We start from the raw sequence: 5797 nt of genomic DNA, 5'->3' as shown, positions 1-5797 counted from the left end.
CCGTAACCTCGCTTCCGGAACACCACGCAAGCGCTCCCCGACGACACCCGGACAGGGCGCACACCTTTCACAGCGTGGCGCCTGCGTTCCCCGGGTTCAGTTCTCATACTCAATCAGGCAAAAAAGTTCACTGGCACTATCTGTCCAGTGGGCCGATCTTGTTACATGGGGCCGACCGCGCCCACTACCCACCGACCGGCCGAGCCGGGACGTTTCTCGCAGATCACCGGAACAATCTACCCGCGCCTACCCGCACCGACCAACCAAGATCCATAGCGTCGGAACATCACCGCTGGCAGGGCGTTCGGGTGGAGTTTGCTGAATGCGGTGTAGCGGTTCTCACAGCGATGTCGCTCACGGCGCGTGGAGCGGTCGAGGTCGGTCCATGATGCTCCCGCGCCGAGACCCGATCCGCCGGAGGGCCTTCCCCGGCGCGATCTGGACATACCATGCCGCCCAGTCCGCTTCGACTTCGCCACCCGCACGGACACGTCCGGCGTCCACTTTTCGTGAGTGCGGGTGGAACCGATGCGAGCTCGGCAACGTCTAGTGGGTTGTCGGTATGTTCTATGCCCAGCACGGTTGGGGCGGAGTAGCGGAGGGGTCGGGCGTGGGCATCGAGATTCCGGAGCCGTTGCAGTGGGCTGCGAAATATGTTGTGGGGGCTGGGGATTGGCCTGAGGGTGATGAGACCGCGATGCGTCGGGTGGAGTCGGCGTGGTCGGGTTTGGCGGAGACGTTGCGGGGGTTGGATTCCGAGGCGACGTATGTGGTGAAGGCCGCGGTCTCGGCGTTGGATGGTGAGACGGGGGCGGCGTTGACGTCGCATTGGGAGAAGTTGGGTGGGGGTGCGGGGGCGTTCGATGGGCTGATCAAGCATGTGGAGACGTTGGCTGATCAGATCGGGGATGGTGCTGCTGATATCGAGCACACCAAGTTGGTGATCATCGCGTCGTTGGTGATTTTCGCGGTGGAGATGGCTGCGGCGTTGGCGGCGATGGCGACGGGGGTGGGTGCGCCGGCGGGGGCGGCGGCGGGTGCGGCGGCGCGGGCGGCGACGCAGGTGGCGATTCGGGTGGCGATCAAGCAGTTGGTGAAGCGGATCATCTCGAAGGCGGCGGCGAAGGCGGCGGGGCGGGCGGCGTTGCGTGGGGCGTGGGAGGCGGTGTTGGAGGAGGCGTTTTTGGATGTGGGGTTGAAGTTGGCGCAGGTGGCGGCGGATCGGCGGGATCCGTTGTCGAGGGAGGAGTGGGTCGAGTCGGGCAAGACGTTGTTGACCGCGGGGGTGGCGGGGGCGACGGAGGGGTTGTTGGGTGGGTCGGGTGGTCCGGGGCGGGGTGGGAGTCCGCTTTCGGAGGGGTTGAAGGAGGCGGGGAAGGAGTCGTTGACGGGGTTGGCGGGGGAGGTCGCGGCGGCGGCGACGGATGCGGCGTTGAACGATAAGCCGTTCGATTTGGGGGAGGTGTTGACGACGGAGACGTTGACTTCGTCGTTGGCGGGGGGTGTGCAGTCGGGGATCGAGTCGGCGGGGGATCGTGGGGGTGAGGAGGGTTCCGGGGATCAGGGCCAGGACGGTGATGGGTCCGGGGATGAGAATCAGCAGGATGATGCTGATCGGCAGGATGATCAGGGGCAGCAGAACCAGGATCGGAATCAGCAGGATGGTCCCGGCCGAAATGAGCAGGACGGTCCGGGAGGGAATCAACAGGACGGTCCGGGGCAGAATCAGCAAGATCCGGGGCGGACGCAGCCGTCGGGGACACAGAACGACACTGGTCAGCAGACCCAGCCCCCGGGGAATCAGCAGTCGCAGCCCTCGCAGCAGCAGTCGACTCAGCCGTCGGGGCAGCAGTCGCAGTCGTCGGAGCAGCCGACCCAGCCTTCGAGCCAGCAGAACCAGCCGTCAGAGCAACCGACCCAGCCGACCGGTCAACAGAACCCGTCGCCGAACCAGTCCACGCAGCCGTCCGGCCAACCGGCACCGCCGGATCAACCGAGTCAGCCATCCGGGCAGCAGTCACAGTCGTCTGATCAGCCAACCCAGCCATCGACGGGCCAGCAGAACCAGCCGTCAGAGCAACCGACCGAACCGACCGGTCAACAGAACCCGTCGCCGAACCAGCCGACGCAGCCGTCGGGCCACCCGTCACAGCCCGAGCAGCCGAGTCAGCCGTCGGGCCAACAGACGCAGTCGTCGGACCAACCCGCAGGCCAACAGACGCAGCCCTCCGGCCAGCCGCAGTCGTCAGATCAGTCGAGCCAGCCGTCGGGGCAACAGAGCCAGCCGTCGGAGCAACCGACCCCGCCGTCGGACCAGCCGAGTCGGCCTTCGAGTCAGCAGACGCAGCCGTCGGAGCAGCCCACCGCGCCTTCCGGCCAACAGTCGGAGCGGCCGACCGGCCAGCAGACCCCGTCGGCCGGCCAGCCGTCCCTACCCGCAGACCAACCCTCCGGCCAGCAGGCGCAGCCGTCGGGACAGTCGGGCAATCCCGCGCAGCCGCCAACGGGCCAGTCGACCCAGCCCGGCCAGGACACTCAGCCGGACCAGCCGTCGAGCACCAACCCGACCCAGCCTCAGCACCCCGATTCGCCATCGACCACCCCAAGCCCCACGGGCACGACAACCGATCCCTCGACCGGCAGCGACCCATCCACGCAACACCCCGCTCCGGACACCTCCGACCAGTCCGGCCGGGAGAACAACCCCACCCCGAGCACTCCGGCCGGTTCGGTCCCCACCCAGCCGACCACGCCGTCCGCACCGAGCAACCCCACCACCCCGACCTCAGGTGTTCCAGGAACGACTCCTCCCCAAGAACCGTCCCGCACGACAGACGACCGCACCCCGTCTACACCGTCGACTCCAGCGAACGGCGGTCCGTCTACACCGTCGACTTCAGTAGCCACGACGCCGTCGAACCCCGCAACGACACCGTCCACCCCGACCGCATCGAACCCGGACAACACGACTGCCACTCCTCCGGGCACCACCGGCGCTCCCACTTCGAGTGCTCCGACCACCCCTGCGCCAACGACCACCGGCACCCCCGCCCCCTCCGCACCCACCACGCCGAACCCCACCGAGCCCACCCCAACGAGCCCCACCACGCCGAATCCGCCCAGCCCCGTATCTACGGACACCAGCACCGCCTCCGCAACGGCGACCGCCACCCCACCGGCACCCGCGTTCCCAGCGTCCACTCCCATCGAAACCCCACGTCCGGGCGACAGCACACCCGCCGCCACCGCGCCGAGCACGCCGAGCACGCCGACCACCGCCCAACCCGGAACCACCTCGAACCAACCGGCGGCGCCCACCCTGAACACCAACCCGCAAAGCCCGCCGACCCAACGCCCCGGCACCTCACCAAACCCCGCGTCCCCCAGCACATCTCCGGCAGACACGCGAACCCCCGACACTCCGGCAACCCCCACGAACGCCGCCCATCCGACCGGAACCACCCCGAACGCCGCGGATCGGTCCGCACCGAGCCAGCGCACCGAAGCGCCCGCGTCCACACCGGCGGGCACGCCGACGACCGGCCAGCCCGGAACCACCCCGAACAGCACTGCTCAGGCCGCACCGAGCACACCCACCGACGCCCAGCCTCCGCGCCCGGACACGCCCACCAACACCCAGCCCGCAACCACTGCGCGCCCGGACATCCCCAACCGTCAGGCCGACCCCGGCCACCCGACACAGCCCCGTCCGTCCACCGAAGCCCCCACGAATTCGACTCCCCCGCAACAGAAACCGAACCCGCTTGGCCCCGCCAACCGCCCCGGCTTCGACCCGACGACTCACAAATACATCGCCCACTACAACGACGGCCGCCCCATCCCCCGCGACCCGTTTTACGCGGGCCAATACAACCCGCACATCGGCCGCTACCAGCCCACCGAAGCCGAAATCCGCGCCGAACGCGAGCAACTCCAGAACAACTCGAGCGGCACGGACACCGCGACCAACACCACGTCGACCGACCAGACGTCCAACACCCCAACACATCCCGGCAACAGCGCCTACCCGGTCCAGCCGCAGCCCAACGCGACGACACCGACAAGCACGCCTGCTGATCCGGGCCGCCCACAGACGCCCCTCCCCAACGTCCGCGCACCGGAATCATCTCCCCCGCAACACGGTCAGCCGCACACCCGCGCGACCCCGCAGAACCTCAACCCGCACAACACACCCCACCGCGCGGGTCCGCAGCCTCCCCACACGACTCCCCGGTACGCCAACCCGCACAACACACCGGACCGGCCAGCACCCCAGCCTCCCCGCACCACGCCACATAACGCCGACCCGCGCAACAGCCCACACCACCCCGCACCACCACACCGCACGACTCCACAGAACGTCGACCCGCGCCACGCAACCCACCGCCCGGGACCACAGCCACAACGCACCACCCCACAGAACGTCGACCCGCGCCACGCAACCCACCGCCCGGGACCACAGCCACAACGCACCACCCCGCAAAACGCCGACCCACGCAACGCACCGCACCAGCCTCCCCACACCACGCCCCAAAACGCAGACCCCCGCACCAATCAGCAGACCCCCGGCCCGGCTCGGACCGCACAGAACCCCAACACGCCACCGGGCCCCCCGAACCGACCGCAAAACCCGACGTCCCCGCAACAGCGTCAGATCGACCAGGCTCGCTCGGCCCGCGAGTTCTATCGCACCCAAACCCCAGTGGGCGGAACAACTTCCGTCCAAGCACGCGGCATCCACGCGGGCCTCGGAAGACCCGACTACGAAGTCCGCCGGCACCGGCTCCCGTCGGGCGAGTACGTCTCGATCCTGACGATCCGCGTCCACGTCTCCCCCACCGCGGGCATCTCCCCCAACGACCTCCGCCGCCTCCAAGCCAACACCGAGCACGCCACCGACGCCGCCTTCAACTCCGCACCCAGCCTTCTCAGCGGCGACCGCGTCCTAGTCGACGTCGTCTTCACCGACGACCCCACGAACGCCCACCTCGACATCAACGCCACCCCCATCGGCGAGGGCCGCGACAACTGGTCCCCAGGCGACACCCCCACCACTCTCGCCGACAACCTCCGCATGCACCTCGGCCTGATGCCGGCCCCTACCAACGGCGACACCAGCTTCACCCCCGACGACCTCCGTCAACTCAGCAACGACATCGCTGCCGCCAACACCGACACCCGCTTCGACAATCCGTCGGATACACGAATCGAAGGACCGCGTCGACTCTCCCCCGTCGAAAACCCCGCCTACCAGCGGGATGTCGAAGACTCACTCCGCAACGGCAACGAGTTCACCGTCGGCGCGGACCCGCGCACCCATCCGTACGGGCGACTGGTCAACGACGGCGGACCGCTTGTTCCTGGCCGCAGCAACAACTGCCTCGACTGTTCGCTCTCCGCGCTGTCGTCGTTCTATGGCGACCCGCAGGTATCAGCGCCGCGACACGCTGACCGACTACCCGACGGCAGTCTCGACACGCGAAGCGGCGAGCGCGGCGGAATCGAACGCGCGGGTGCGTGGCTGAACCACCCGTGGGTCGACCAATCCGCAGGCAACAAGCCGATGTCGGCTCAGTTCGCCGAGTTGCACAATTTGATCGCTTCCCTCGGCCCCGGTTCGTCAGCACTCGTCGTCAACGAATGGCACGCTCGAGACGCCAATGACAAACCCAAGTACGACGACAAAGGCAACCCGGTCGTCGACGGGTCCCACGCAACGGTCATCGTCTACCCGCCCGGCGCATCCGGGCCGGTGTGGTGGGATCCGCAGTCCGGGTCGACCTCCAACACGCCGCCC

2 protein-coding genes and 2 pseudogenes are annotated in these 5797 nt (G+C 68.4%); 2 read left to right on the top strand and 2 right to left on the bottom strand.

The window, feature by feature from the left end; genetic code table 11:
* Positions 1 to 562: 562 nt before the first annotated feature.
* Positions 563 to 1000, top strand: a pseudogene (locus tag NAM01S_RS37510) (WXG100-like domain-containing protein); the annotation flags it as partial.
* On the opposite strand, the gene NAM01S_RS36545 reads toward NAM01S_RS37510, so the two are convergent.
* Together NAM01S_RS36545 and NAM01S_RS12520 are read right to left on the bottom strand one after the other, a co-directional pair.
* On the bottom strand, positions 898 to 1266 hold the full coding sequence (locus tag NAM01S_RS36545) for a hypothetical protein (RefSeq protein ID WP_067784139.1): 369 nt from the start codon (positions 1264 to 1266) through the stop codon (positions 898 to 900). The pseudogene NAM01S_RS37510 and the gene NAM01S_RS36545 sit on opposite strands and share 103 nt — an antisense overlap.
* Before the next feature lie 1308 nt (positions 1267 to 2574).
* Entirely contained in the window at positions 2575 to 3276 is a 702-nt protein-coding gene (locus tag NAM01S_RS12520) for a hypothetical protein (protein ID WP_157107723.1), read from the bottom strand.
* Positions 3277 to 5074: 1798 nt separating this feature from the next.
* Between NAM01S_RS12520 and NAM01S_RS37560 the strand changes: the two are divergent.
* Positions 5075 to 5764: pseudogene (locus tag NAM01S_RS37560) on the top strand (toxin glutamine deamidase domain-containing protein); the annotation flags it as partial.
* Positions 5765 to 5797: the final 33 nt, after the last annotated feature.

The sequence above is a fragment of the Nocardia amikacinitolerans NBRC 108937 genome (assembly GCF_001612615.1).
GTDB lineage: Bacteria > Actinomycetota > Actinomycetes > Mycobacteriales > Mycobacteriaceae > Nocardia > Nocardia amikacinitolerans.
This window is presented reverse-complemented; position numbering and strand designations above follow the sequence as displayed.